The 26618-nt window shown below is 70.4% G+C and carries 24 protein-coding genes; 18 read left to right on the forward strand and 6 right to left on the reverse strand.

The genetic code is table 11. The annotated features are described in order from the left end of the window. Positions 1-187 precede the first annotated feature (187 nt). From OHA11_RS13990 to OHA11_RS14000, 3 genes are all read left to right on the forward strand, one after another. Complete coding sequence (locus OHA11_RS13990; RefSeq protein ID WP_266495997.1) at positions 188-877, forward strand: TetR/AcrR family transcriptional regulator; 690 nt, start codon at positions 188-190, stop codon at positions 875-877. Between the two features lie 205 nt (positions 878-1082). Continuing rightward, positions 1083-2627: an MDR family MFS transporter gene (locus OHA11_RS13995; protein ID WP_266495999.1), complete on the forward strand. Its 1545-nt coding sequence runs from the start codon at positions 1083-1085 to the stop codon at positions 2625-2627. 80 nt (positions 2628-2707) lie between these two features. Continuing rightward, positions 2708-3919, forward strand: a complete 1212-nt coding sequence (locus tag OHA11_RS14000; RefSeq protein WP_266496001.1) for an NAD(P)/FAD-dependent oxidoreductase — start codon at positions 2708-2710, stop codon at positions 3917-3919. A 152-nt stretch (positions 3920-4071) separates the two neighbouring features. On the opposite strand, the gene OHA11_RS14005 is transcribed toward OHA11_RS14000, so the two are convergent. Further along, positions 4072-5307 carry an IPT/TIG domain-containing protein gene (locus OHA11_RS14005; RefSeq protein ID WP_266496003.1) on the reverse strand — a complete coding sequence of 412 codons (1236 nt, stop codon included), beginning with the start codon at positions 5305-5307 and terminating at the stop codon, positions 4072-4074. 368 nt (positions 5308-5675) lie between these two features. On the opposite strand from OHA11_RS14005, the gene OHA11_RS14010 reads away from it, so the two are divergent. After that, positions 5676-6509: a PIG-L family deacetylase gene (locus OHA11_RS14010; protein ID WP_266496005.1), complete on the forward strand. Its 834-nt coding sequence runs from the start codon at positions 5676-5678 to the stop codon at positions 6507-6509. Between the two features lie 267 nt (positions 6510-6776). On the opposite strand, the gene OHA11_RS48335 is transcribed toward OHA11_RS14010, so the two are convergent. The 5 genes from OHA11_RS48335 to OHA11_RS14035 form a co-directional block, all read right to left on the reverse strand. Then, on the reverse strand, positions 6777-7067 hold the full coding sequence (locus OHA11_RS48335) for a VOC family protein (RefSeq protein ID WP_323186764.1): 291 nt from the start codon (positions 7065-7067) through the stop codon (positions 6777-6779). A 287-nt stretch (positions 7068-7354) separates the two neighbouring features. Next, the gene (locus OHA11_RS14020) at positions 7355-8656 is read right to left on the reverse strand and encodes an MFS transporter (RefSeq protein WP_266496008.1); all 1302 of its coding nucleotides are present in this window, start codon (positions 8654-8656) and stop codon (positions 7355-7357) included. Further along, positions 8653-9798, reverse strand: coding sequence for a PLP-dependent cysteine synthase family protein (locus tag OHA11_RS14025; RefSeq protein WP_323186561.1), 1146 nt, complete (start codon positions 9796-9798; stop codon positions 8653-8655). Before OHA11_RS14025 ends, OHA11_RS14020 begins: the two co-directional genes overlap by 4 nt. Positions 9799-9940: 142 nt before the next feature. After that, positions 9941-10354, reverse strand: coding sequence for a hypothetical protein (locus OHA11_RS14030; protein WP_266496012.1), 414 nt, complete (start codon positions 10352-10354; stop codon positions 9941-9943). A 266-nt stretch (positions 10355-10620) separates the two neighbouring features. Continuing rightward, positions 10621-11085, reverse strand: coding sequence for a hypothetical protein (locus OHA11_RS14035; RefSeq protein WP_266496014.1), 465 nt, complete (start codon positions 11083-11085; stop codon positions 10621-10623). Between the two features lie 264 nt (positions 11086-11349). Here OHA11_RS14035 and OHA11_RS14040 point away from each other — a divergent pair, with 264 nt between their 5' ends. The 14 genes from OHA11_RS14040 to OHA11_RS14105 all read left to right on the forward strand — a co-directional run bounded on the left by OHA11_RS14040 (position 11350) and on the right by OHA11_RS14105 (position 26606). Further along, positions 11350-11793 carry a DUF6153 family protein gene (locus tag OHA11_RS14040; protein ID WP_266496016.1) on the forward strand — a complete coding sequence of 148 codons (444 nt, stop codon included), beginning with the start codon at positions 11350-11352 and terminating at the stop codon, positions 11791-11793. 156 nt (positions 11794-11949) lie between these two features. After that, a complete protein-coding gene (locus OHA11_RS14045; protein WP_266496018.1) occupies positions 11950-13509 on the forward strand; it encodes a multicopper oxidase family protein in 1560 nt (519 codons plus the stop codon). A 427-nt stretch (positions 13510-13936) separates the two neighbouring features. Beyond that, the gene (locus OHA11_RS14050) at positions 13937-14965 is read left to right on the forward strand and encodes a hypothetical protein (RefSeq protein WP_266496021.1); all 1029 of its coding nucleotides are present in this window, start codon (positions 13937-13939) and stop codon (positions 14963-14965) included. Positions 14966-15072: 107 nt separating this feature from the next. After that, positions 15073-16341, forward strand: coding sequence for an FAD-dependent monooxygenase (locus OHA11_RS14055; RefSeq protein ID WP_266496023.1), 1269 nt, complete (start codon positions 15073-15075; stop codon positions 16339-16341). Between the two features lie 189 nt (positions 16342-16530). Further along, the gene (locus OHA11_RS14060; RefSeq protein ID WP_266496025.1) at positions 16531-17928 is read left to right on the forward strand and encodes an MFS transporter; all 1398 of its coding nucleotides are present in this window, start codon (positions 16531-16533) and stop codon (positions 17926-17928) included. A gap of 70 nt (positions 17929-17998) precedes the next feature. Continuing rightward, the gene (locus tag OHA11_RS14065; RefSeq protein ID WP_266496027.1) at positions 17999-18847 is read left to right on the forward strand and encodes a xanthine dehydrogenase family protein subunit M; all 849 of its coding nucleotides are present in this window, start codon (positions 17999-18001) and stop codon (positions 18845-18847) included. 26 nt (positions 18848-18873) lie between these two features. Then, complete coding sequence (locus OHA11_RS14070) at positions 18874-21294, forward strand: xanthine dehydrogenase family protein molybdopterin-binding subunit (RefSeq protein WP_266507149.1); 2421 nt, start codon at positions 18874-18876, stop codon at positions 21292-21294. Further along, positions 21291-21863 (forward strand): (2Fe-2S)-binding protein, encoded by a 573-nt coding sequence (locus OHA11_RS14075; RefSeq protein WP_266496029.1) that lies wholly within the window; start codon positions 21291-21293, stop codon positions 21861-21863. The genes OHA11_RS14070 and OHA11_RS14075 overlap by 4 nt, the downstream gene beginning before the upstream one ends. Before the next feature lie 3 nt (positions 21864-21866). Further along, positions 21867-22592, forward strand: coding sequence for an SRPBCC family protein (locus tag OHA11_RS14080; protein WP_266496031.1), 726 nt, complete (start codon positions 21867-21869; stop codon positions 22590-22592). Next, positions 22589-23251 (forward strand): isochorismatase family protein, encoded by a 663-nt coding sequence (locus OHA11_RS14085; protein ID WP_266496033.1) that lies wholly within the window; start codon positions 22589-22591, stop codon positions 23249-23251. The genes OHA11_RS14080 and OHA11_RS14085 overlap by 4 nt, the downstream gene beginning before the upstream one ends. A 74-nt stretch (positions 23252-23325) precedes the next feature. Continuing rightward, a complete protein-coding gene (locus OHA11_RS14090; RefSeq protein WP_266496035.1) occupies positions 23326-24198 on the forward strand; it encodes an alpha/beta fold hydrolase in 873 nt (290 codons plus the stop codon). 165 nt (positions 24199-24363) lie between these two features. Next, positions 24364-24846, forward strand: coding sequence for a MarR family winged helix-turn-helix transcriptional regulator (locus tag OHA11_RS14095; protein ID WP_266496038.1), 483 nt, complete (start codon positions 24364-24366; stop codon positions 24844-24846). Between the two features lie 131 nt (positions 24847-24977). Continuing rightward, entirely contained in the window at positions 24978-25727 is a 750-nt protein-coding gene (locus OHA11_RS14100) for an Asp/Glu racemase (protein WP_323186766.1), read from the forward strand. 126 nt (positions 25728-25853) lie between these two features. Then, positions 25854-26606 carry a DUF4142 domain-containing protein gene (locus OHA11_RS14105; RefSeq protein ID WP_266496041.1) on the forward strand — a complete coding sequence of 251 codons (753 nt, stop codon included), beginning with the start codon at positions 25854-25856 and terminating at the stop codon, positions 26604-26606. Positions 26607-26618 lie beyond the last annotated feature (12 nt).

The following is a 26618-nucleotide window of genomic DNA, read 5'->3' on the forward strand; positions in this document are numbered from 1 at the left end:
TCATCCGGCTGACGCTCCATGCGGTCGAGCCTGCAAGCGGGCGTGCGACCGCCGTCCGAACAAGCGCCACATGAGACGTGCGGGCGGCGGCGCCTTGGTGAGAAAAGCTCGCAGATTCCCAAGTCGCGTGATGTTGGCCGCCTTTCGCCGGCCGTTCCGGGGCGAACATGTTCGGTACGCTCTTGGGATGACCGCCCGACCTGAGCCCCTCAGTCGCCGTGAGCGCCCGGCCAAGCCCGCCCTGACCCGTAGCGGAATCGTCTCCACCGCGGTCCGGATCATGCGTGCCGAGGGGTTGCAGCGGGTCACGATGCGCCGTCTGGCCAAGGAGCTCGACACGGGTCCGGCCTCGCTGTACGTCTACGTGGCGAACACCGCCGAGTTGCACGCGGCGATCCTTGATGAACTGCTGGGCGAGGTCGACCTGGCGCCGGCCACCGAGGGCGGGGACTGGCGCGAGCAGATCGAGGCCGTTCTCGCTTCCTACAGCCACCTCCTCGGCCAGCACCCGAGCCTCGCCCACTCGGCACTGGTCGCCCGGCCCTCCGGCCCCAACTACCTGAACCTGCTGAACGCCCTGCTGGCGCTGCTCAGCCAGGGCGGTGTGCCGGACGACCAGGCGGCCTGGGGCGTGGACACCCTGCTCCAAGTAGCCACCGCCAGCGCCGCCGAGCATGCCGTCCAGGACGATTCGCCCAGTACGGAGAAGGAGTGGGAGGCGGTCGCCGCCGCCGTGGAGAACGCCTCCGCGACCGAGGTGCCACACGTCGCCGCGCTCGGGTCCGAGCTGCTCTCGGGGACCCCGCAGATGCGCCGCACCTGGGCCACCCAGATGCTGCTCAACGGCATCCTGCACACGCCGCGCCCCACATCCTGACCCGCGATGCCCTGACCCGCGGCGTCCGGACCACGACGCCCTGACCTGCGGCGTCCTGATCCGCAGCATCCTGACCACGGCACCCTGACCCGCGACATCCCCGTGGATGCCGTGCCGCACACCCTTCACCGAACTTGTTCGTAGCGAACATGTTCGTTACGCTGGACGCAGTTCACCTCCCGCCATTTCCGAAGGGTGCTCTGCCATGTCCGCATCCACCGCACCTGCGGCCGACGACATACCGGCCGTGCCGAAGAACATCCGCTGGGTCCTGCTCGGCATCATGCTGGCGATGCTGCTGTCCATGCTGGACGGCCTCATCGTCGGCACCGCGATGCCCACGGTCGTCGCGGACATCGGCGGCCTCGACCACATGTCCTGGGTGGTCACCGCCTACACCCTGACCACCACCTGTTCCACTCCGGTGTGGGGCAAGCTCGGCGACCTGTTCAACCGCAAATACATGTTTCTGGGCTCGCTCGTGGTGTTCATGATCGGCTCGGTGCTCTCCGGCCAGGCGTCGTCGATGGGTGAGCTGATCGGCTTCCGTGCCCTCCAGGGGATCGGGGCCGGCGGCCTGGCCGCCGGGGCCTTCGCCCTGATCGGGGCGCTGCTGCCGCCCCGCGAGCACGGCAAGTACCAGGGCATGGTGGCGATCGTCCAGGCCCTCGGCAGCATCGGCGGCCCGCTGGTGGGCGGCTTCATCACGGCGCACCTGGGCTGGCGCTGGGCCTTCTACGTCAACATTCCCGTCGGCCTGATCTGCCTGGTGTGGTGCGGGCTCCTGCTGAAGGTGCCGACCGCCCGCCGCGGCAAGGTCGTCATCGACTGGCTCGGCATCACCCTCATGACCGCGATGATCAGCGCCGTCGTCATGGCCGCGACCTGGGCCGGCAGCACGTACGCCTGGGGCTCCTGGCAGATCCTCGCTCTCGCCGCGGTCTCCGTGGTCCTCCTGGTCGCCTTCGCCGCCTCCCAGAAGCGGGCCGACGAACCGCTGCTGCCGCCGCGGATCTTCAGCGGGCACCGCAACTTCCCTATCTCCGCCGTCCTGCTCGTCGTCGCCGGTGTGGCCATGTTCGGCGGCACGTTGTACCTGCCGCTGTACCAGCAGATCGTGCAGGGTGCCTCGGCCGCCAACTCCGGGCTGCTCCTGCTGCCGCTGATGGCGGGGACCGTCGTCGCCTCCACGGTCGCGGGCAAGGTGATGGCCAAGACCGGCAAGTACAAGATCTTCCCCGTCGTGGGCGCCGCCTCGCTCGCCATCGGCATGGGACTGCTGTCCACCATGGACACCGGGACGTCCCGCTTCACGACCAGCGCCTACATGGTCCTGGTCGGGGTGGGCACCGGCTTCACCCTCCAGATGGCCAACACCATCGCCCAGAACAGCGTCGAACTGCGCGACATGGGCGCCGCATCCGCGGCCACCAGCCTCTTCCGTACCCTCGGCGGGTCCCTGGGCGTCGCCGTCTTCGGTTCCCTGCTCACCCGCGCCCTCCAGGGCAACGGCGGCGCTCCGGTCGAGGGCGGCCACACGGACGCCGCCGCCACACACGCCATGTCCCAGGCGGCGAGGGACGCCTACGCGCACTCCGTGGCCCACGGCACCCAGCAGATCTTCCTGGTCGGCGCGGTCTGTGCCGTGGCGGCCTTCGTCGCGGCCGTCTTCATCCACGAGGTTCCGCTGCGCGGCAAGCCCGCCACCGATCAGCCGACCGGGAAGCAGCCGTCCGAAGCCGCCTCCTGAGCACGGAGGTCCGGGGGGCATGGCCCGCGCCGGATCAGTAGGAAAACACCGCAAATTTTCCATTCTGGAAGGATTTCGCCATGAACACCCGCCACCACCCCATCACGATCATCGGCGCCGGTCTCGGCGGCCTGACCCTGGCCCGTGTGCTGCACGTGAACGGCATCGAGGCCGCCGTCTTCGACCTCGAAGCAGGGCGGCACGCCCGCACCCAGGGCGGCATGCTCGACATCCACACCGAGAACGGCCAAGTGGCGCTGCGCGCCGCCGGGCTCTACGACGACTTCCTCGCTCTCGTCCATCGCGGCGGGGAAGCCACCCGCGTACTGGACAAGCACGCCACCGTCCACTGGGACGAGGGCGGCGAGGACGAGGCCGGCCACGGCGGCGACGAACGCCCCGAGGTCGACCGCGGCCAGCTGCGTCGGCTGTTGCTCGACTCCCTGCCCGAGGGCACCATCCGCTGGAACCGGCAGGCCACCGGCGCCCGCCCGCTCGGCGACGGCCGGCACGAGGTCACCTTCACCGACGGCTCCAGGATCACCACGGATCTGCTCATCGGTGCCGACGGCGCCTGGTCCCGCACCCGCACGCTGGTCTCCGACGCCTGGCCCGCGTACACAGGCATCTCGTTCGTCGAAACCACCCTGGACGAGGCCGACACCCGCCACCCGGCCGAGGCCGCCCTCGTCGGCGACGGCATGCTCTTCGCACTCGACGACGGCAAGGGCTTCCTCGCCCACCGCAAGACCGACGGCAGCCTGCACATCTACACCGCGCTGCGGGCCGCCGAGGACTGGCTCGACACCATCGACTTCGCCGACGCGGACGTCGCGAAGGCGGCCGTCCTCGCCGAGTTCGACGGCTGGGCCGACAGCCTCAAGGCCCTGGTCGCACACGCCGACGGCGCCCTGGTGCCCCGTAAGGTCAACGCGCTGCCGGTCGACCACCGCTGGAGCCGCGCCCCAGGGGTGACCCTGCTGGGCGACGCCGCCCACGTCATGTCGCCGTTCGCCGGCGAGGGCGCCAACCTCGCCATGCTCGACGGCGCGCAGCTCGGTCAGGCCATCGCCGCCCACCCGGACGACACGGGCAAGGCGCTCGCCGCCTACGAGGAGGAGCTCTTCCCCCGCAGCGAGGGCAAGGCCGCGGAATCGGCCGGGGGGCTTGAGCTGTGCTTCGGCCCGGACCCGCTCCCTCAGCTGCTCGGGGTCTTCTCCGGCGGGCCCGAGGACACGGACGCGGACAGGGGCAGGGACGGGGACAGGGACAGGGACGGGGACAGGGGGTGACCCGCACGTCTCCTCACGGGCGAAGCCTCCGCCACTGCCGCATCGGCGGACGCTTCGCCGCCCTGGCCTTCGCACCCGACGGCCCGTTCACGGTTTGACCCCGTAACCCGTAGCCCGTGCCCCCGTGACCCCGTGACCGCGCCGAGCACCGGTCACGTGTAGGAGAAACGTCCCCCCGGAACGGCGCGCGAAGTACCGATCATGTTGGTGACGCGGACGTCGACTTCGCCCCTCCCGACGGGCGCCTTCGCGGTGATCTGGCTCGGGGAGTTGACGGTGACGTCGGCGCGCAGGACCGGGACACGGCCGAAGTCCACGAGGCTGTCGTCGGTGAAACCGCTGCCGTTGATGGTGACCTTGGTGCCGACGGGTCCGGAGGCGGGGGACACCTCCTGCACCGCCGGTCCGGCGGGGGTGAGAGGCGCGCCCAGCAGGGTCAGATACGTGGGGTTGGCGTGCTGGAAGGCGACCTGCCCCAGGAATTTCTGGAGTGCCTTCGGGTCGCGCACCGAGTAGTCGGAGTTCACCACGATGGGAGTTCCCGGCTGGACATACACGTTGCCGTGGGTCTGCTTGGCGATCGTCGCCAGGAGAGCCTTCATCCCGGCGTCCGCCGCCGGTCCCGGCGGCGTCGGGTACCAGCCCTCGGCGACGGGGATGTCGGCCCACGCCAGCGGGACCAGGTCGTAGGCGTTGACGTGGCGCTCCTGGAGGCTCCAGGTCAGGGATTCGACGTAGTCGGCGAAGTCCTGCAGCCCGGCGGTGGGGGCCGCGAAGGTGACGAGAGCGAACTTGGGTGTCTGCTGCCAGCTCTGCTGCTGGAGGTAGGGGCCCAGCATGGTCGCGAGGCAACCGCCCAGGCTGTGCCCGGTCACATAGACCGTCGCGCCGGTCTTCGGCCCGGTGAGGTCGTCGAGCATCTGCGCGAGCGTCACGCCCGAAGAGGCGCCGACCTCCTGCGTACCCTGCTGCTCCACGATCCGCCGGAACGCGTCCATGGATCCCTTGGCGACCTCGACCTGACCCGATGATCCGCCGGTGTCGAACTCGTCCGTCTTGCCGACTTCGAAGTCCTCCAAGAGGTCGAGCGGATCGGAGAAGACCGTCCCACGGACGACCAGGGCGAACTCGCTCGGGCTGGCGGAGTTCCAGGCGATGTACGCGAGGTTCCCGTTGTCGGGGGTCAGCCCGAGCCACTGCAGCTGCCAGGTACCGCCGGTCGCGAGACCTGGGTCGCCCAGCTGCGCCGTGATGCCGCGCATGATGCGCTGTTCGTGCTCCTCCTGGGTTTCCCCGGACGGACGCGGGGTCGCCGCGGCGGCGGCGATCGCGGACAGGGTCATGCACACCTGGGCCGGTGTTCCACCGGTCTGCCGTGCTGTCGTCATACTCACTCCTGGGAACGCACCGAAACGGAGCGGGATCGAACGCCCGCCGAATTGACCCCATTCACACTATTTTCAACTGATGCGCGCAGCATCTCGGGGGCTTCGGTGACGCGGCGGATTTCAAGCCGCCGGCCTGGACGTACTGCCCAGGGACGTTGGACAGGGCGCTTTCCCTGGAAGGCCAGGCGGCACCGCCGGGAACAGCCGGTCCGGCCGGCACGGTTGCATCGACCGAGGGACCGGCGCCGCACGGGCGGGGAACAGGGAGACCACGAGATCGTCCACCCCACCAGGATCCGGGCCCCAGGATCGCGGTACACCCGCCGCGTTGCTTGGACCAATACGTATTTCCGCAGGAGGACTGTTTCATGGCTGACCGGCCCTTGACGCTCATGGCAGTACACGCCCACCCCGACGACGAGGCCACCGGAACCGGAGGGGTCCTCGCGCGGTACGCGGCGGAAGGCATCCGCACGGTTCTCGTGACGTGTACCGACGGCGGTTGCGGTGACGGACCGGGGGGTGTCAAGCCGGGCGATCCCGGCCACGATCCGGCGGCCGTCGCCTTGATGCGACGTCAAGAACTTCAGGAGAGCTGTGACGTCCTGAAGGTCAGCGATCTGGAGATGCTGGACTACGCCGACTCCGGGATGATGGGCTGGCCGAGCAACGACGCCCCCGGATCCTTCTGGCAGACCCCCGTGGAGGAAGGCGCGGCTCGACTCGCGGAACTCATGCGGCACTACCGACCCGATGTGGTCGTCACCTACGACGAAAACGGCTTCTACGGCCACCCCGACCACATCCAGGCCCACCGCATCACGATGGCGGCGCTGGAGATGACCGCGCTGACACCAAAGGTGTACTGGACGACGATGCCCCGCTCGGGGATGCAGCGGTTCGGGGAGATCATGCGCGAGTTCCATCCGGACATGCCGGAGCCGGATCCCGCCGAGGCCGCCGCGATGGCCGAGATCGGCCTCCCCGACGACGAGATCACCACGTGGGTGGACACCACCGCGTTCAGCGGCCAGAAGTTCGACGCGTTGGCCGCGCACGCCAGTCAGGGCGAGAACATCTTCTTCCTCAGGATGGGCAAGGAGAAGTTCGGCGAGTTGATGGGCATGGAGACCTTCGTACGTGTCCAGGACGCCACCGGCGCGGCCGTACCCGAGAACGATCTCTTCGCCGGACTGCGCTGATCCGCCCGTCCGACCGGCCGGGAAAGCTCATCGACCGCACGGCGTGATCGAGCGGGTCACACACCCGGAGGCTTGTCCACGCGAGTTCCGAGTCAACAACCCACGTCACAAGCCCGCTTCCTCGGCGGTCTGCTCCGATCAGGACAGACCGCCGGGGAAGCGACACGAAGCTGAGGCCCCGATGTCCGGCACGCCGTGCGGCAACGGAAAGCAGCGGGTCACGAGGGCGGTCTCCGACACCAGCCGCGAGGCCCTACAGGAAGGTTCCTAAGCCGGAAGGCCCAGCAGCCGCTTCGCCGCCGACCATGCCTCGGCCAGCAGTTCAGTGCGTGACTGAGCCGGCGCGGAATCGACTCGGGGCCCCAGCAGGCGTGCGGTGCGCTGTGCGACGTGGCAGGAGACCTCGATGAGACGGCCCTCGGGGTCGAAGAAGCGGAATCCGTACCCTCCGCCGGGGGTGTCCTGCGGCCGGGGTTCGCGGTCGATGTGGACACCGGCGGCGATGAGCCGCTCCGCGAGGGCTGCGACGGACGCGGCGTCCCCGGCGCCGAAGGCGATCGGACCAGCTGAAACAGATGGAAGGCTTCCTCAACCAACCGTTCTGATCACATCGGCGTCGCACTCTTCACCCACGTCACGAGAGTCCGCGCGTGAGAACACCGCGGACGGGTACGAGGAGGTGCGCCGGACCCCGGCATACGACGCTGCCGGGGTCCTCTGTGTCGTCCTTCCTTCGTGTCGTCCTTCGTGTCCTCCTGGGCTGACCGGGCGGGTCAGCCCAGGAGGACGGCCGCTCGTACGGACTGTCGGAGCTGGTCGTGCTCGGGGGCTCCGATCAGTGCGGATCAGGCGGCGACGGGCTGCGGTTCAGGCCCCTGAGGCTCCAGACGGCTGGTGCGGTGCAGGCCGTACAGGGCGGCGGCGCAGGCGAGGCCGAGCGCCACCAGCGAGATCCACGGCAGCGCCGGCATCCCCGCCTCGCGGGCGGCGTCGAGGGCGGCGCCCGTGAGCAGGTTCCCGAGGGTGATGCCGACCCCGCAGATGGTGTTGTACAGCCCGTAGTGCGTGGCGACGAGCCGGTCACCGGAGAGGCGGACGATGGTGTCCATCTCGAAGGGGTACGCGATCATCGTGCCGACCGCCAGCAGCAGCGCCGCGAGCGTCGGCGGCACCCCGGCCAGCAGCCACAGCCCCACTCCGGCCTCCGGTACGGGCACGGCGGTGGCCGCCAGCAGCGGCACGAACGCCAGCCCCATGACAGCCAGTCCCCAGCTCAGCGCCTGCCCCGGTGCGTACCGGGCCCTGCACCAGGCGGTCACCCTCGTCTGGCCGAATATCGTGCTCAGCCCGGAGACCGCGAAGAGAACCGCCACCGCCGCCGTGCCGAACTCCCCCTCTCCGCCAAGGCGTCGCACCTCAAGGGGCAGCGCGAGATAGACCTGGAACGTCAGCACGTACGAGCCGATCATGGCCCCGGAGAAGAGCAGGAACGGCCGGTTGGCGAGGATGCCTCGCCACTGGGCCAGTACACCGTCCCGGCCCCCGTGCTCCTTGCCCTTGGCGTCCTCGGCCCGCCGGGCCGGCAGCGCGCGGATCTGCACGATGCTGAGCAGCGCGAAGATCCCGGCCGCGACCAGGCAGGTGATGCGGAAGTCGACGCCGGTCAGCACCATTCCGACCAGCGGGCCGAGCAGGATCCCGGCCTGGTAGAAGACGTTGAACAGCGCGAACGCCTCGACCCTGCGCTCCTCCCCCGCGTCGGCGGCGAGGTAGGCCCGGACCGCCGGGTTGAACAGCGCCCCCGCGAGCCCGGTCGCCGCGGAGGCCGCGATCAGCGCGGCCAGCGAGTCGACCAGGCCGAGCGTCGCGAAGCCGACCGTGCGCAGTACGCATCCGGCGATGATCATCGGCTTGTAGCCGAGGCGGTCGGCAAGCGTCCCGCCCACGAGGAACATGCCCTGCTGGCTGAAGTTCCGTACGCCGAGAACGAGTCCGACGACCCAGCCGGCCAGCCCGAGGGTGCCGGACAGGTGAGCGGCCAGGTAAGGCATCAGCATGTAGAAGCCCAGGTTGATGGTGAATTGATTGACCATCAACAGCTGAACGCTGCGTTCGTACGTGCGTACCTGGGCGAGGGTGCCCTTCACCGGCTCTCCTCCTCCGCGGCGTCGGGCCGGCCGGACGGTTCCGGCCCGACGGGTGTCACGGCCTCCGCCTCCGCGCCGGCCAAGGTGAGCGGGTCGGCCACGGTGGTGCACCGAGTCCAGCGGATGACCTCCTTCTCGTCCGCACGTCCGATCACCTCCGGCTCGGGCACGGGCGGAGAGTCGAGCAGGCCATGGGCGGCGCAGTAGTCGTCGTCGAACACCGTCCCGAGATAACGCTGCGGCCCGTCGGGGAAGATCGCCGCGATCCGGCTGTCCGCGGGCAGGGTGCGGGCCAGCCATCCGGCGACCAGTGCGACCGCTCCCACGCTCCACCCGCCGGTGGCGTAGTGCGAGGTGGCCAGCTCACGGCAGGTCCACACCGCCTCCGCCGGAGCCACCCAATGGACCTCGGAGAAGGTGTCGTAGGCGACGTTGCGGGGGTAGATGCTCGACCCCAGGCCGCGCATCAGCCGCGGCCTGGCCGCCTGACCGAAGATCGTGGATCCGATGGTGTCGACACCTACTACCCTCAGCCCGGGGTAGATCTGCCTCAGCACCCGGGAGACACCGGCCGAGTGCCCGCCCGTGCCGACGCTGCACACCAGGACGTCGATGTGGCCCATCTCGGTCGCCAGCTCCAGGGCGAGCGGGGTGTAGGCGGTGGTGTTGTCCGGGTTGTTGTACTGGTCCGGGCACCACGAGCCGGGGTGCTGCGCCATCAACTGCTGAACGCGCTCGCGGCGGGCCTGCTGCCAGCCGCCGGTGGGGTGGGGCTCGGAGACCACGTTGACCTGGGCGCCGTACGCGGTCAGCAGCCGGGTCATGGACATCTCCAGGCCGGGGTCGGTGACCAGGGTGACCGGGTGGCCGTAGACCATTCCGGCCAGGGCGAGGCCCAGGCCGAGGGTGCCGCTGGTGGACTCGATGATCCGGGCGCCGGATCCCAACTCGCCTCGGCTGCGGGCCCGCTCCACCATGTGCAGACCCGGCCGGTCCTTGATCCCGCCGGGGTTGAAGCCCTCCAGCTTCGCCCAGAAACCTCGGTCCGCGGGTGTCAGCGGCTGCGACACCCGCAGCAGCGGGGTGTTGCCCACCAGCGCCGACAGGGCGGACCGACCCGGCGTGACGGCGGTGTTCGTCATTGACTGCATCGTTTTCGCTCTCGCTCGATGAATGCGCGGTGCGTGCTCATCTCGCACCACGGCCACACGGCGGACGGTCCGTCCGGGCGTGCGAAGCCGTGGCGCGGCAGCCGGTACGGGCGCCGGCCGCGGGCGAGAGGGTCTAGATGCGCCACCGGCAGGTGCGGACGAGCTCGGTTCTGCCCGTACGTCTTCCGCCGAACCGGTACGGCCGACGGCGTGCGAACGGCCGTACCGGCACGAGGACCGCGGAGGCACCGACGAGCGCCAACGCCCCCGCGTCGGCAGGCGGATGCTGAACAGCCTGGGCGGCCGTCGTACGGACGGCTCCGTCCAGGCCGCACTCCTCGCCCTCGTGGTGGCGATGCGGTCCGTGGGGCACCGCGGCGCTCGCCACCGGGGCCGACACAGTCGTGACGGCAGGTGCCGGCCGGTCCGTCTCTTCAGACGGCCCGTGTATGAGGGCGCACAAGCCGATCAGCGTCAGCAGGGCGGCCCGCAGGAGAGCCACGCGCAGCCGGGTGACGCGCGGGCGCGGCCGACGGGAGTCGGCCAAGGCCCACGGTGCGTGCGTGGTCGCAAGTGCAGGGAAGCGTGTCGGCACAGGTCCTCCGTGCTGCCACCGTCTCCTCAGCCACGGCGGCAGCCATGGCGGAGGACGGGGGCAGGCATGGGTGGGGGCGGGACGGCATCGACGAGGCAGCACCAGGTCCCCGGCGGGTGTGCGGGATCCGGTGGTCGTCGCGCGCGTCGGCGGCGGACCGTTCTCGTCGCCCGTTGAAGCGGGCCGACCGGAACAGCCAGGAGAGAGGACCGCGGCTTCTAGACCTGCTGGACGACAGACATTCTCAGGGACATCGGCGACGCGGCAGAGAGCACCGGCTCGTTGAGACCCCGCTCGGCCGAGGCAGGGCCGACAGCGGACGATTCGCCAACCGATACCGCAAAGCAGGGTGGTGTCACCACCGGTCCCTGCGGCGGCTGGCCGGACACACAGTGCTGGCCCGGATGCGATGAGCCGTAGCCGTCATCCGGCTTGCCCATCGCGGCGGGCCGGGACAGTACCTGCGGGTCCGTGGCGTCGAGGGCCTCCTCGGCCACCTCGTGCACGGGCTCGGCGGCGCTGGTCGCCGGATGTCCCTCGACGCTCTCGACGTGCAGTCCGTGCCCGAACACGAATCCGATCACGACACCGAACAGCAGCACGGCCATGGCCAGTACGCGCAGCGACGGACCCGCAGACACACGGGCCCGCGCCATGCGCGGGGGTAACCAGGCCGTAATCATGCCGTGATGGTAGCGGCCCGCAGACCCTGATCCGCCAACTCCCGTACGACAGCGCGTTAACGAGCCAGACACATGACCGATTTGCATCGGCGATCCCGAGCGGACAGCAGCGACTGGTGCGCGGCGGGCGCGCCCGTCCGCCGCGCACCAGTTCCTCGCCACCAGCCCCTAACCCGCCCCTTATACCCATACGGGGTATGGTGCCGGACACGCTCCCAGAAGGTCTCGCAGAAGGTTCGGACGCCCGCGATGACGGTACGAGAGATGGCTCGGTCACGGACCGGCGGCACCGTCCGCTGGATACGCGGCATGCTCGTCACCGCGTGCGCCGTACTCGCGGTGCTCCTCGTACTCGCGGTGCTCCTGCACCACGAGCTGCCCGCCGCACCGGTGGTGACACCCGCGACGCACGCCATGTCCGCACCGGCACCCGCCTCGGCGTCCGCCGCCCACCACGCCACCACCCATGGGGGCTCAGCAGAACCCGGCAGCGCGGCGCATGGCACCGACGGCGCCGCCTGCCCCTCCATGGCCATGCAGCTCTGCGTCGCCGCCGGCGTCGGCTCCGTACAGCTCGCGTCCCCGTCCGAGTCGCCGACCTCGGCCGTCCCGGCCCAGTACGCGGCGGTCGGGGGCACGGACCACATCGCGCGATCCGTGAATCGCGCGCCACCCGATCTGTCAGTCCTCTCTCAACTGCGCATATAGGCGGCGCCCCACGGCTTCCCGCGTCCTCGCGACGCAGGCGAACCGTGTCCGGACACCGCCCGAAGGCTCATTGCGCGCATCACGCATCACGGGCCACGCGCCGATCGCCGCGCGCGCCACGCGTAACGCGCCACGCATCGAGAAGAGGACCTCCTCGTGAACAGCATCAACCGTCGCACCGTCCTGCTCGCCGGACTGGGCGCGGCAGGCACCGGCCTACTCGCCGCCTGCAATGACGACAACCCCGGCAGCCCCTCCCTCCTCAGCCCTTCCGGTTCCCAGGTCGCCCGCGCGGAGAAGCGGCGGAGCGGCTCGGGCCGGGTGCACCGCGTCACTCTCACCGCCGCCCCCGGCACGCTCGACCTGGGCGGCGGCGTCACGGCCAAGTCCTGGGCCTTCGACGGCCGGGCTCCCGGCAAGGAGATCCGGATCTCGGCAGGTGACACCCTCGCGGCCGAGCTGTCCAACCAACTGCCCGGCAAAACCACCACGTCCATCCACTGGCACGGGCTCGCGCTGCGCGGCGACATGGACGGCGTACCGCCGGTCACGCAGACCGCCGTGCGAGCCGGGTCCACTTTCACGTACCGGTTCATCGCGGACGCCCCCGGCACGTACTTCTTCCACCCGCACGTCGGCGTCCAGCTCGACCGCGGCCTGTACGCCCCGCTGATCGTCGAGGACCCCAGGGAGCCGCTGTCGTACGACGACGAGTGGGTCGTCGTCCTCGACGACTGGCTGGACGGCGTGACCGGCACACCCGACGAAGCCTTCACCGAACTCGGGCAGGGCATGAGCGGCATGGACGGGATGGAGGGCATGGAGGGCATGGACGGGATGGCAGAGAAGAAGTTCATGCTCATGGGCGCGGAGAGCGACCTGCTCGGCGGCGACGCCGGAGATGTGGCATACCCGTACCACCTGGTCAACGGGCGCGTGCCGACGGATCCGGCGGTCTTCAGCGGCAAGCCGAGCAGGCGCGTGCGGCTGCGCATCGTCAACGCGGGCGGCGACACCGCGTACCGGGTGGCGCTCGGCGGTCACAAGCTGACCGTCACCCACACCGACGGGTTCCCCGTCGCACACCAGCAGGTCGACGCCCTTCTGATCGGCATGGGTGAGCGGTACGACGTCCTGGTCACTCTCGGCGACGGTGTCTTCCCGCTCGTCGCCCTCGCCGAAGGCAAGAACGCAGCCGACGGGAACGCACGTGGCAAGGACGCCGGCGGTATGGCCCTGATGCGTACCGGATCGGGCGGTACGCCCAAGGCGACCGTACGGCCGAAGGAACTCGACGGCATGATCATGACCTCATCCCAGCTGCGCGCCGCCGACGACGTGCGCCTGGAGCCCCGGAAGGCCGACCGGGTCCACCGCATCGAGCTGACCGGCGGCATGGGCAAGTACGACTGGGGCATCAACGGCAAGCGGTACGACATGGCCGACCCGACCGCGAACCCGCTGCTCGTCGAGGAGGGACAGCGCGTCCGCCTCGACTTCGTCAACGCCACCGACATGTGGCATCCGATGCACCTGCACGGCCACACCTACCAACTCGGCGACACCGGCCCACGCAAGGACACCACCATCGTCCTGCCCAAGCAGAAGGTGTCCGTCGTCTTCGACGCGGACAACCCCGGCCAGTGGCTGCTCCACTGCCACAACGCCTACCACGGCGAGGCCGGAATGATGGCGCTCCTGGCCTACGAAGCCTGAGCCTTCGACTACCCCGGGTGAGCGCGGGCGGGGCGGGACGCGACAGTCCCGCCCCGCCCGCTCGACGCACTCGATGCGTGAGCCATTCATTTTCGTGAGGCCGAGGACGGGCCGGAATGTCCCGAATTTCCTGACGGGCCGTCATGAAATAACCGTGTTAACTCGGCGTGCAACCTCTTGCCAAGTAGAGATAGTACGTGTTCGGATTATCTCCGTCGGGCGGCACCCACCGTCCCGAAACCGCTGCTCAGGTCGTGTGTCGCGGGTCTGTCCCCCCTGCCTGCGCTCCCCGTTTCCCCCGTCTCTCTCCCCGATTCCCCGTCTTCGCTCTCCCCTTCCGTCGCCCTGCCGGAGTGCGCCTGCGCCATGCCCGCCGGCCGTGGCGGAGCGCGATCCGTACCCCTCTGCGAACCCTGGAGGAAAGCCCGTGTTCGATCTTTCGTCCGTCGATCTGCTCGACGCCTTCACACGTGAGCTGCGGCTGTGCAAGGTACGCAGCGGCGAGCACGTCGTGGTGCTGTCCGAGCCCGGCAGCCGCGGTGACTACGTCGCGGCCGCCTTCGGCGCCGCCAAGGCGTGCGGGGCGCATGTCATCTCCGCGACCGTGCCCGGCGGCAGCCCCGCGCCGATGCCCAGCACCCACACCGGTGCGGGTCCGGGCCTGGTCTCCGTACTCAACGACAGCACCGCGCAGGACCTGCTGAAGTCGGCCGACCTGGTCGTCGACCTGACCCGCGAGGGCTTCATCCACGCGCCCGTCCAGCAGGAGATCCTGCGCGCCGGAACCCGCATCATCTTCGTCTGCGACGCCCCCGACGTGCTGATCCGCAACCTCCCCAAGGAGGGCGACAAGGCCGAGGTGCTGGAGGGCGTCGACCTGCTCAAGCGGTCGTCCGTCATGCGGGTCACCTCGGACGCGGGGACCGACCTCACCGTCCAACTCGCCGGATCCAAGCCGGAGTTCCAGTGCGGCTTCGCCGACGATCCGGGCCGCTGGGACCACTGGCCCAGCACCATGGTGCTGTGCTGGCCGGAGATCTCGGACGGGCAGATCGTGCTCGCCGAGGGCGACATCCTGCTGCCCTTCAAGGAGTACGTCCGTTCCCCCGTCACCCTGCAGATCGCGGGCGGGCACATCGAGAAGGTGTCCGGCGGCGCCGAGGCCGAACTGCTGTCGACCTTCTTCGACGACGCCCAGGACGAGTGGGCGCGCAGCCTCTCCCACATGGGCTGGGGTCTGATGCGTACGGCCGACTGGTTCGCCACGGCGATGTACGGCAAGGACGACCTGATGGGCATGGACGCCCGCGCCTTCGCCGGGAACTTCCTGTGGTCGACCGGGCCGCATCCGGTCCTCGGGCGTGAGTCGTACGCCCACCTCGACATCGCGATGCGCGGCTGCACCGTCACCGTCGACGACGTCGAGGTCGTCACCGGCGGAAAGCTGCCCGACTAGGGACTCGCCGCCGGCTGACCCGCCGACGGAACCGGCCCGCACGGCACCGGCTTGCGGTGGCCGCCCGCGCACGAACCACCCGTACACGCCCGCCAGTTGGAGGAAGAGTGGCGTCCAGTCAGTCGTACGAAGTCACCGTCGTCGGGGGAGGTCTCGGCGGGCTCACCGCCGCGCTGGCCCTTCGGCAGCGTGGTCTGCGGGTCACCGTCCTGGAGCAGGCGGCCGAGCTCGGCGAGGTCGGCGCGGGCATCCAGACGGCGCCCAACGCCAGCCGGATCCTGATGGGGCTGGGGCTGCGCAGGCAGATGGAAGCCATCCACACCGAACCGCTCGATCAGGTGCGGCGGCGGTGGAAGGACGGCGGCATCGTCGGGCTGACCTCGCTGGGGCAGCGCTGCAAGGACCAGTTCAACGCCCCGTACTGGCACTACCACCGGGCCGATCTGCACCGCATCCTGCTGGACGCGTGCGTCGATCCGGACGGCCCCGGCCCCGTCGTGGACGTACACACCGCGAGCAAGGTCGTCGAGCTGGACCGTACGGACCCCGCGCGCCCCGTGGCGGTCACCGACGACGGGCGCCGCCACGCAGGCGACGCGCTCATCGGCGCCGACGGCATCCGCTCGCGGACACGTGACCTGATGGGCCTCCCCGACACCCTGCAGTTCTCCGGCGAGATGGCCTACCGGGCCCTGATCCCGGGCGAGTTGATCGCCGCCGACCCGGCGACGCGCTGGCTCATGGACCGCTACCAGAGCACCATCTGGTACGGACCCGACCGGCACCTCGTGCACTACATCATCCGCGGCGGCGAGTACCTCAACGTCGTGGCGTGCGTGCCCTGCACGGACGAGGTCGCCGAGAAGTGGAGCGTGTCCGCGACCGCGCAGGACCTCGTGGACGCGTTCCCCGGCTGGGACGACCGGGTGATGTCCATGTTGTCCAAGGCGAAGGAGGACGTCTCCGCCTTCGCCCTCTACCACCGGCGCCGCGACCCGGTGTGGATGGACGGCCGGGTCGCCCTGCTCGGCGACGCCTGCCACGCGATGCTCCCCTACCAGGCACAGGGGGCCTCGCAGGCCATGGAGGACGCCGCCGTACTGGCCGAGGAGCTCGGCGCGGTCACGGCCGACGGGGTCGAGGGGGCGCTGCGCCGCTACGTCGACCGGCGCGCCAAGCACGCCGGCATGGTCCAGGACGCGTCGCTGCGCAACAAGACCTTCTACCACCTGCCCGACGGCCCCGAGCAGCGGGCCAGGGACGAACAGCTCAGGAACTTCGACGGGGAGTCGGACCTGTCCTACGACTGGCTCTGGTCGGGCACCCCGCTCAACGACCCGGATCTCGGCGCGTTCTCCTACCCGTTCGCCCGCTGAACCCGGCCCCCCAAGAAATAGAGAGGCTGCCCCCTCCCCTTCAAGCCCCTTCAAGCCCCTTCAAGACAGCCGCCCTCCCCCTCCAGACCGCCACCCCCCTGATTCATCCGACCCGCACGTCGGAGCCCCGCGAAAGACGCGTCCGCAATCGTGCGGCACGTACCAAACACGCAACACCGTGGAGCGAACGTGAAAACAGGCGATCAGATCGTTCAGGAACTGCCCTGGAGATGGCCCGTCCAGGGCAAGATCTTCATCATCGGTGGCCTCGGCTACCTCTTCGACGCGTACGACATCGCCCTGAACGGCTTCCTCATGCCGCTCGTGGGTGAGCAGTTCGACCTCTCGCTGAGCGATCGCGGGCTCGTCGCGACCGCCAACCTCGTCGGCATGGCCGTCGGTGCCATCGCCTGGGGCTCGATCGCGGACCGCATCGGCCGGAAGAAGGCCTTCAGCGTCACGTTGCTGATCTTCGCCCTGTTCTCCGTCCTCGGTGCCCTCTCGCCCACGTACCCCGTCTTCCTCGCGCTGCGCTTCCTCGCGGGTATCGGCCTCGGCGGCTGTATCCCCGTGGACTACGCGCTGGTGAGCGAGTTCTCGCCGCGCAAGTACCGGGGCCGGATACTCACCGGGCTCGATGTGTGGTGGCCGGTGGGCGTCACGCTGTGCGGGTTCGTGTCGACGGCGCTGCTGGCGGTCGACGGGAACTGGCGGTGGATGCTGGCGACGATGGTCCTGCCCGCGCTGCTGCTGTTCTGGGCGCGCCGTGGCATCCCGGAGTCGCCCATCTACCTGACGAAGAAGGGCCGCGAGGTCGAGGCCCGGAAGGTCATCGACGACCTGGTCGCCCGCACCGGAGCCCCCGTCGTGCCGTACGTGATTCCGGAGCCCGTCGCCCAGACCGGGCCGCGCGGGGTGGCCGCCGCGGCCGACCAGCTGCGCCGCATCTGGAGCTTCAGCCCGCGCATCACCTCCGCGGCCTGGGCGCTGTTCGCCACCATCATGCTGGTCTACTACGCGGCCCTGAGCTGGATGCCGACCATCCTGCGGGAAGAGGGTCTCGGTGACACGGCTGCCTTCATGAAGACCACCCTCATGAGCGGGGTCGGCATCGTCGGTGTGCTGGTGTCCACGGCCCTCGTCGACATCGTCGGCCGCAAGTGGATCATCGGGCTCTCGGCACCGGTCGCGGCCCTGGCCCTGGTCGTGTTCGCGCTGGTGATGGAGATGCCGACCGGGTCCGTCGTGGCGATCGCCGTCTTCGGCTTCCTGATCCAGCTCACGATTCCCGTCCTGTACGCGTACGCCTCGGAGCTGTACCCCACCGAGTTGCGGGCCAGTGGCTTCGGCTGGGCCTCGTCGGTCAGCCGGGTGTTCACCGGATTCGCCCCGATGCTGTTCGGCTCGCTCATGTGGCCGGTGCTGGGGCTGCCGCTGACCTTCGCGGTACTGGGGATCGCGGTGCTGCTGGCCGTCGTGTGGATGGCGTTCGCGGCGCCGGAGACGAAGGGCCGGGCCCTGGACGCCGACGAGGAGGAGACGCCGGCCGCCGCGCGGGTGGGGGTCGCCGAGCAGGCGGCCCTCTGAGATACGGCCTGTACTGGGGTACATCGGCACGACCCCGTACGGAACTCACGGAACGCACGACAGGAGGACCATGAAGCCCGCCCCCTTCCAGTACCACCGGGCCCGCGACGTCGACGGAGCCGCGCGGCTGCTGGCCGAGCTCGGCGACGACGCCAAGGTCATCGCCGGCGGGCAGAGCCTCGTCGCGATGATGAACTACCGGCTGGCCCGGCCCCGGCACCTCGTCGACATCGGCGGACTGCGGGAACTGGACCGGATGCACCGGGACGCCGACGGCGGACTGCGCATCGGGGCGCTCACCACCCACCACACGGTGGAGACCGACCCGGCCGGGGTGCTGGGGGCGGGCTTCGAGGTCCTCAAGAAGGCCATGACCTGGATCGGGCATCTGCCGATCCGTACCCGTGGCACGGTCGGCGGCAGCATGGCGCACGGCGACGCCACCGCCGAGTGGTGCCTGCTCGCGATGACACTCGGCGCGGAGTTCGTGGCACGCGGCCCCCGGGGCGAGCGCACGATCACGGCCGGGGACTTCTTCCTCGGCTACTACACCACCGCCCTCGACCCGGACGAGCTCCTCGTCGAGATCGTCTTCCCCCGACCCGCGCCGCACGCCGCGCTCACCGAATTCGCCGAGCGGCGCGGGGACTTCGCCCTCGTGGCCGCCGCCGTCGACCTCGATGTGGAGGACGGTGAGGTGCGCGGGGGCCGGGTGGCACTCGGCGGAGTGGCGTCGGCCGCCGTCCGAGTGCCGGAGGCGGAGGCGGTGTTGGCGGACGGCGGCTCCTTCGAGGCGTGCGCGTCCGCCGCGGCGGAGGCGGTCGAGCCGCCCGCCGACGCGTCCGGCAGCACGCACTACCGCAAACAACTCGTCCGGACTCTGATCCGGCGCGCCTGCGAGGAGGCGGTGTCCCGATGAGCGAAGTCCCAGCGAGCCAAGCCCTCATGACGGAACTCCCCATGAGGGAACGGGAGTTGTTGGTGGGCAGGTCGGTCGCGCGCCGTGAGGATCCGCGGCTGCTGTCCGGGCGCGGCCGGTTCGTCGACGACATCGCGCTGCCCGGCATGCTGCACGCCCAGTTCGTGCGCAGCACGGTCGCCCACGCCGAGCTCGCGTCGGTGGACGTGTCCGCGGTACGCGAAGTCCCGGGCGTCGTCGCGGTGTTCACGGCCGAGGACCTGGAGCTGGGCGACATCGTCGCCCAACTGGGGCGCCCGCTCTCGGAGTTCGTCCCGACGGCCATGCCGGTCCTCGCCCGCGACAAGGTCCGCTATGTCGGGGAGCCGATCGCGATCGTCGTGGCCCGCGACGCCTACGCGGCGGAGGACGGTCTGGAGGCGGCGAAGGTCTCGTACGCCACACTGCCCCCGGTCGTGTCCGAGGAGGCGGCACTCGCCGACGGCGCCCCGCTCGTCCACGCGGAGGCCGCGCACAACACCCTGGTGGACGTCTCACTCTTCGCGACGGACGGCATCGACCAGGTCTTCGAGTCCGCGCCCTGCGTCGTCGCGGTCGACGCGACGACCGGACGGCAGAACGCGCTTCCGCTGGAGACCCGGGGCGCCGTGGCCCACTGGGACGACCGCGAGGAACAGCTCGTCCTGCACACCTGCACCCAGATCCCGCACCAGGTAAGGACGGTGACGTCCCGCAGCCTGCGCCTCGACGAGCGCGCCGTGCGGGTCGTGGTGCCCGACATGGGCGGCGGGTTCGGCCAGAAGTGCGTGGTCGGCCGCGAGGAGATCGCCGCGGCGGCGGCCGCGCTGCGGCTGCGCCGGCCGGTGAAGTGGATCGAGGACCGCAAGGACGCACTGTCCGCGTCGTTCCTCGCCCGCGAACAGCACTACCGGGCGCGCGCGGCCTTCGACGCCGAGGGCAGGATCCTCGCGCTCGACACCGACGTGGTCTGCGACATGGGCGCGTACTCCTGCTACCCCTTCTCGGCGGGCATCGAGCCGCTGATGGCGTCCGCGGAGATGCCCGGCGTCTACAAGCTGCCCGCGTACCGGGTGCGGGGCCGCGCGGTCACCACCAACAAGGCGCCCACCGCGCCGTATCGCGGCGTGAGCCGACCGCAGTACGTCATGGTCATGGAGCGGCTCTTCGAGCGCGCGGCACGCGAACTGGCCCTGGACCCGGTCGAGATCCGCCGCCGCAACGTCATCACCGACTTCCCGTACACGGGCGTCAACAACATCACCTACGACCCGGGCTCCTACCTGGAGTCGCTCAACCTGTGCGAGCTGCTGGTACGGGAGGAGGGCTGGTACGAGAAGCAGGCCGCGGCGGCGGCCGAGGGCCGGCACCTCGGCATCGGCTACTCGTGCTTCAGCGAGCGCACCGGCTACGGCTCCGCGGCCTTCGCCCAGCGCAAGATGAAGGTGGTGCCCGGATTCGACATCTCCGAGGTACGGATGGACACCAGCGGCGCGGTCTCCTTCACCACCGGCACGATGAACCACGGGCAGAGCCACGAGACGACGATGGCGCAGATCGTCGCCGACGAACTCGGCCTGGACATCGCCAAGGTGAGGCTCCATCAGGGCGACACCGACCGCATCACCTACGGCTTCGGCACCTTCGCCAGCCGCTCCATCACCATCGGCGGCAGCGCCGTACGCCTCGCCGCGGCGAAACTCGGCGAGAAGCTGTGCGCGATCGCCGCGGCCCGTTGGGGCATCACCCCCGACGAGGTGGAGCTGGGCGAAGGCGCCGCCCGCCGCCGCGCCGCCCCCGACACCCCTGATATCCCCAACGCGCCCGACCTCCTCACTTATGAGGAGATCGCCGACATCGCCTACCTCCAGGCCCACCTGCTGCCGAAGGACATCGAGCCGGGCCTGTCGGCCACGGCCACCTTCGACGTCTTCAACGACGGCACGTTCTCCAACGCCACCCACGCCTGCGTCGTCGAACTCCACGCGGGCACCGGGCAGGTGGAGATCCTGCGGTACGTGTGCGTCGAGGACTGCGGTGTCGCCATCAACCCGCAGGTCGTGGAGGGGCAGTGCCGGGGCGGCATCGCGCAGGGCATCGCGGGCGCGCTGTTCGAGCAGGTGACGTACGACGCGCAGGGCGAGCCGTCGGCGACCGGCTTCATGGACTACAAGGTGCCCACCGCGCACGAGATCCCCGATGTGCTGATCCATCACCTGGAGACGCCCTGCGCGTTCACCGAGACCGGCGCGAAGGGGGCCGGCGAGGGCGGCACCATCGGCGCGCCCGCCGCCGTCCTCAACGCCGTCAACGACGCCCTGCGCCCGACCGGCGTCGAACTCGACCACACGCCGATCACCCCCGAGACCGTGCACCGCGCCCTGAACAGCACTCGCAACAGCGCTCTGAACCGGGAGTTGTCCTCATGAACACCGACCCCGTGGTGACACATCCGCAACTCCAGCTCATCACCCTCGACGTCAACGGCGAGCAGCACGAGGTGGTCACCGAGCCCCGCCGCACCCTCGTCGACGTACTGCGGCACGACCTGCGGCTGACCGGTACGCACGTCGGATGCGAACACGGCATCTGCGGCGCCTGCACGGTCCTGGTCGACGAACGGCCCGTCCGCGCCTGCCTGATGTTCGCGGCGCAGGCGGAAGGGGCCCGGATCCGCACGGTCGAGTCGCTGTCGGACGACGGTGGTGGCGGCGGAGGCGGGGCCGGGGGCGGCGAACTCAACGATCTGCAAAGGGCGTTCAGCGAGCACCACGCACTCCAGTGCGGCTTCTGTACGCCCGGGTTCCTGATGCTCGCCGAGGGGTTCCTCGCTGAGCGGCCCGAGGCGACCAAGGAGGAGATCCGCGAGGTGGTGGCCTCGAACCTGTGCCGGTGCACCGGCTACCAGACCATCGTCGAGGCGATCGACGCGTGCGCGACGGCCCGCCGCGGGGCCTGCGCCAACCCCTGTGACAGCTCTGCCGGCAAGGAGCACTGACGTATGCAGCTCACCAACACCGTCCCGATCAAGGCCTCCCCCGACGACGTCTTCGCTCTCATGAACGACGTCGAACGGGTCGCCTCCTGCATGCCGGGCGCCACGCTCGACGGGCAGGACGGCGACACCTGGCGGGGCCGGGTGAAGATCCGGGTGGGTCCCATCAGCGCCTCCTACACGGGCACGGTCCGCTTCCTGGAGATCGACGCCGAGCGGCGACGGCTGCGGGTGCACGCCCGCGGTACCGACACGCACGGCAGCGGGGACGCGGAGGCGGAGGTCTCTCTCGAAATCCTCGCGGCGCCCGAGGGTTCGCTGCTCCAGCTCTCCACGGACCTGGTGATCCGCGGCAAGATCGTCCAGTTCGGCAAGGGCGCGATCGTCACGGTGTCGGACCGGATCCTCCAGCAGTTCGCCCGCAACCTGGGGAGCCTGCTGGACCAGGACCAGGTCACCGGGACCGCCTCGCCCGGCGCCTCCTCGCCCGGCGCCGCCCTGCCCGGGACCGCCTCGCCCGAGGCATCGCCCCCGACCAGCCGTCTCGCCGCGTCGCAGTCGGCCGCCGCGCAGGACTCGGACCTCGACGGCCTGGCGATGCTGCTCGGCCCGCGAGCCGCCACGTACGGCCTGGTGGCCGGGGCGTTCGCCCTCGGCGTCCTGGAGGGCTGGCTGCTCGGCCGACTCAGCGCCCAGGCACGGGAGTTGCGGGCACTCAGGAGGACATCATGAGCGAAGCTCGGTACGGGCAGGAAACGGAACGGACCTACGAGCGAGCCGGTTTCGGCGCACCCGTACGCCGCGGCAGCCGCCCCGCTCTGATCGTCGTCGACCTCACGCGCGGCTTCACCGAACCGGGCTTCCCCTCGGGGGCCGACCTCACCCAAGTCGTCAGCGCCACGGGCGAGTTGATCGCGGCCGCCCGCCCGGCCGGCGTCCCGGTGGTGTTCACCGCGATCGCCTACACACCGGCCGAGGCGGCGGGCGACGCCGTCACCTGGCTGCACAAGGCGCAGGGCATGCGAAGCCTGGTCGAAGGGGGCGAGGAGGTCGCGCTCGACCCGCGGCTGCCCCGGGCGCCACAGGACCACCTGATCGTGAAGAAGGGCGCCTCCGCGTTCTTCGGTACGTCCCTGGCCGCCCTGCTGACCGGCCTCGGCCGCGACACGGTTCTGGTGTGCGGGGCGACGACGAGCGGCTGCGTACGGGCCACCGCCGTGGACGCCGTGCAGTCCGGGTTCTCCGTACTGGTGCCGAGGGAGTGCGTCGGCGACCGCGCGCCCGGTCCGCACGAGGCGAACCTCTTCGACATCCAGGCCAAGTACGGCGACGTGATCGGCGCCAAGGACGCGATCGGGTACCTCGACGGACTGCCCAGGACAGCCCCGTAGCCCCAGTTGCTCCCCACCGACTCCCATCTACTCCCCATCTGCTTCCCATCTGCTCCGCGCCATTGGAGATCCCCATGCCCCCACCCCCACCCCCGCCGCCGCCCCCTCCCACCCGCCTGCTGGCGCAGTCCGCGATGGCCGATCTCGCAGACGTCCCCGCCACCAGCCGCTGGGTGCGCTCGGGCGGCACACGCCTGCACGTCCTGGACTACGGAGGCGACGGCGTCCCGCTCGTCGTGCTGCCCGGCATCACCAGCCCGGCCATCGCGATGGACTTCGTGGCCCGTGAACTGACGCCACTGGTCCGGCCGTTGGTCGTCGACGTCCGCGGGCGCGGGCTGTCCGACGCCGGCGGCTCGTACGGCCTTGAGGAGTACGCCGAGGACACCGAAGCCGTCGTCGCGGGCCTCGGCCTCGACCGCCCTGTCCTCTTCGGACACTCCATGGGCGCGCGGATCGCGGCCGTGACCGCCGTACGGGCCAAGGTGGGGCTGCGGGGCACCGTACTGGGCGATCCGCCGATGAGCGGCCCCGGTCGTGGGCCCTATCCCACGCCACTGGAGGCCTTCCTCGACCAGTTGGCCGAGGCGCGGCGGGGCACCGACGCGGATGAGGTGGCCCGGTCCTGGCCGCGCTGGCCGCGCCGGGAGCAGGAGCTGCGGGCCCGTTGGCTGGCGAGTTGTGACACGGAGGCCGTCACGGCCACGCACCGCGGCTTCGAGAGCGAGGACTTCTTCGACTGGTGGCCCTCCGTTCCCGGGCCCACGGCACTGCTGTACGGCGCGGACAGCCCGGTCGTCACCGCTGAGGGCGCGGCGGAGGCGGCCCGGCTGCTGCCGTCCGCCGTACTGGCTGAAATCCCGGACGCGGGCCACATGCTGTTCTGGGACAACCCGCCCGCCGCGCTCGCCGCCCTGCGCGAAGCACTGCGCCCCATGCTGAGCTGACGGCGACGTGCGAGTCCCCCGAGGCGAAGGCCCGCCGAACCGGCCGCAGATCCGACGGCGGATCCGACTGGAGACGCGACGGAAGACGCGGCTGGCGATGCGACGGGCAATCCCCCTGCCGATGCGACTGCCGAAGCGATCAAATGCCGTGCTTAAGTGGGCTCCATGGGTGACGAAACCGCAACCACGACGTCAGCGCCTCCCGGACCGCCTCCCGCGCTCACCGCCGCGCCCGGCTACCAGGTGCGCCGCCTCTACCAGGCGTATCTCGCGGTCTGGATCCGTGCCGTCGACCCGACGCTCACCGGGCCGCAGTTCGCGGTGCTCCAGGCGGTGGAAGCGGCCCCCGGCAGCGACCAGCGGTCCATGGCGTCCGCGGTCTCCCTGGACACGTCGACCATGGCGGACGTCGCCCGGCGGCTGGAGAACCGGGGCCTGATCGTACGCAGGACGGCCGCGGACGACGGCCGCCGCAAGCTCCTCTTCCTGACGGAGGAGGGCGAGAAAACCCTCCACGGCGCGAACCGCCGCGCCCGCCAACTCGACGAACGGCTTCTCGGACCGCTCGCCCCCGAGCAGCGCGAAGAAGTCATGCATCTGCTCACGTCCCTCGCCGACCACTGGGAGGGACTGGCCGAGGACTCGTAATCCGCCGCGGCGGACAGCGGATCCCCGGTCGCCGCCCCCGTACGTGCACCACGTACGCCGGACCCCCGGAGGACCCCGTGACCACGACCGCGACTACGACTACGACGGCCACGACCGACCACCACATCGGCATGATCGTGCCCAGCTCGAACCTGACCATGGAGACGGAACTGCCGCGCATGATGCGGCAGCGCGAGTCCCTGGTTCCGGAGGACCGGTTCGTCTTCCACAGCAGCCGCATGCGGATGCGGCACGTCACGCCCGAGCAGCTGCGCGCCATGAACGCGCAGACCGGACGCGCGGCACTCGAACTCGCCGACGCCCGGCCGGACGTGGTCGTCACGGCCTGCCTCGTGGCGATCATGGCGCAGGGGCCGGGCTACCACTGCACCGCCGAGGACGAGATCACCGGTGTGCTGCGCGCCGAGGACTCCCAGGCCCCGGTGGTGTCGAGCGCGGGAGCCCTCCTCGACGGCATCAGGGCCCTGGGAGCCGGCCGGGTCGCGATCATCACGCCGTACATGAAGCCGCTCACGCGGCTGGTGGCGGACTACATCGAGGCCGCGGGCATCGAGGTCGTGGACGCGCTGAGCCTGGAGGTGCCGGACAACCTGGCCGTCGCCCGTCTCGACCCCGTCGACCTGCGCGAGCACTGGCGGCGCCTGGACCTGTCCGGAGCCGACGCACTCGTCCTGTCCGCCTGCGTCCAGATGCCGTCGCTGCCGTCGATCCAGGCGGTGGAGGAGGCGTCGGGCCTGCCGGTGCTCTCGGCGGCCACCGCCACGACGTACCGCATCCTCGGCGAGCTGGGCCTGCCCACGGTCGTTCCCGGCGCGGGCAGCCTGCTCAGCGGACAGGTCCCCAGCCCGGCGGGAGTCTGAGCCAATACTGGGCAGCCGTGTGATGTGAAACACATAGCATCATGCAAACTTTACTCTGAGCAATGATTGTCGCGCGCTCCTCGTCCGTACCTCCTGGTGTCCGCCCCGTCCCCCACAGGAGGCACCATGCGCGTCACCCAACGCACGGCAGGAACCGCATTCTTGATCGGTGGGCTGGGTCTGACGCTCGCCGCGCTCGCCTACCCCGCGATGCTGGGGGTCGAGAACACGGCCACGAACACCGAAAGGGTCATCGCCAACACGCGGTTCGGGCCGTTGACCGAGGCAGACCGGGACTTCGTCATCAAGGTGCGGGCGGCCGGGCTGTGGGAGCACCCGCTCGGGCTGATGGCGATGGAGCGGGGTACGACCCCGGAGATGAAGGAGGCCGGGAAGCACCTGGTGGCGGGGCACTCCGGGCTCGACGAGATGTGCCGGAAGATCGCTCCCGAGCTGGGCATCACCCTGCCCAACCAGGCCAGCCCCCAACAGCAGCAGTTCGTGGCGACCGTGGACGGGAGCACCGGCAAGCAGTTCGACACGACCGCGGTGAACATCATGCGCGTGACCCACGGGCAGATCTTCCCGGCCATCGCCAAGATCCGCGCCAGCACCAAGAACACCATGGTCCGCGAGCTGGCCGACCTGGCCAACGACACCGTCCTCGACCACATCACCGTGCTGGAGAGGACCGACCTGGTCAACTACGACCAGGTCAACTTCCAGCAGACGAGCCCGCCGAAGCTCCCCAAGGACGAGGTCACTCCGCCGCCGCCCCAGCCGGGTTCGCCCGTTCTCGTCCTCAACGAGCCGCCGGGGCTGGACGTGAACACGACCTCTCCGACGCCCAGCCCCAGTCCCAGTCCCAGCGTCGGGTGATCCGGCAGAACC

The sequence above is a fragment of the Streptomyces sp. NBC_00878 genome, assembly GCF_026341515.1.
Classification (GTDB): Bacteria; Actinomycetota; Actinomycetes; order Streptomycetales; family Streptomycetaceae; genus Streptomyces.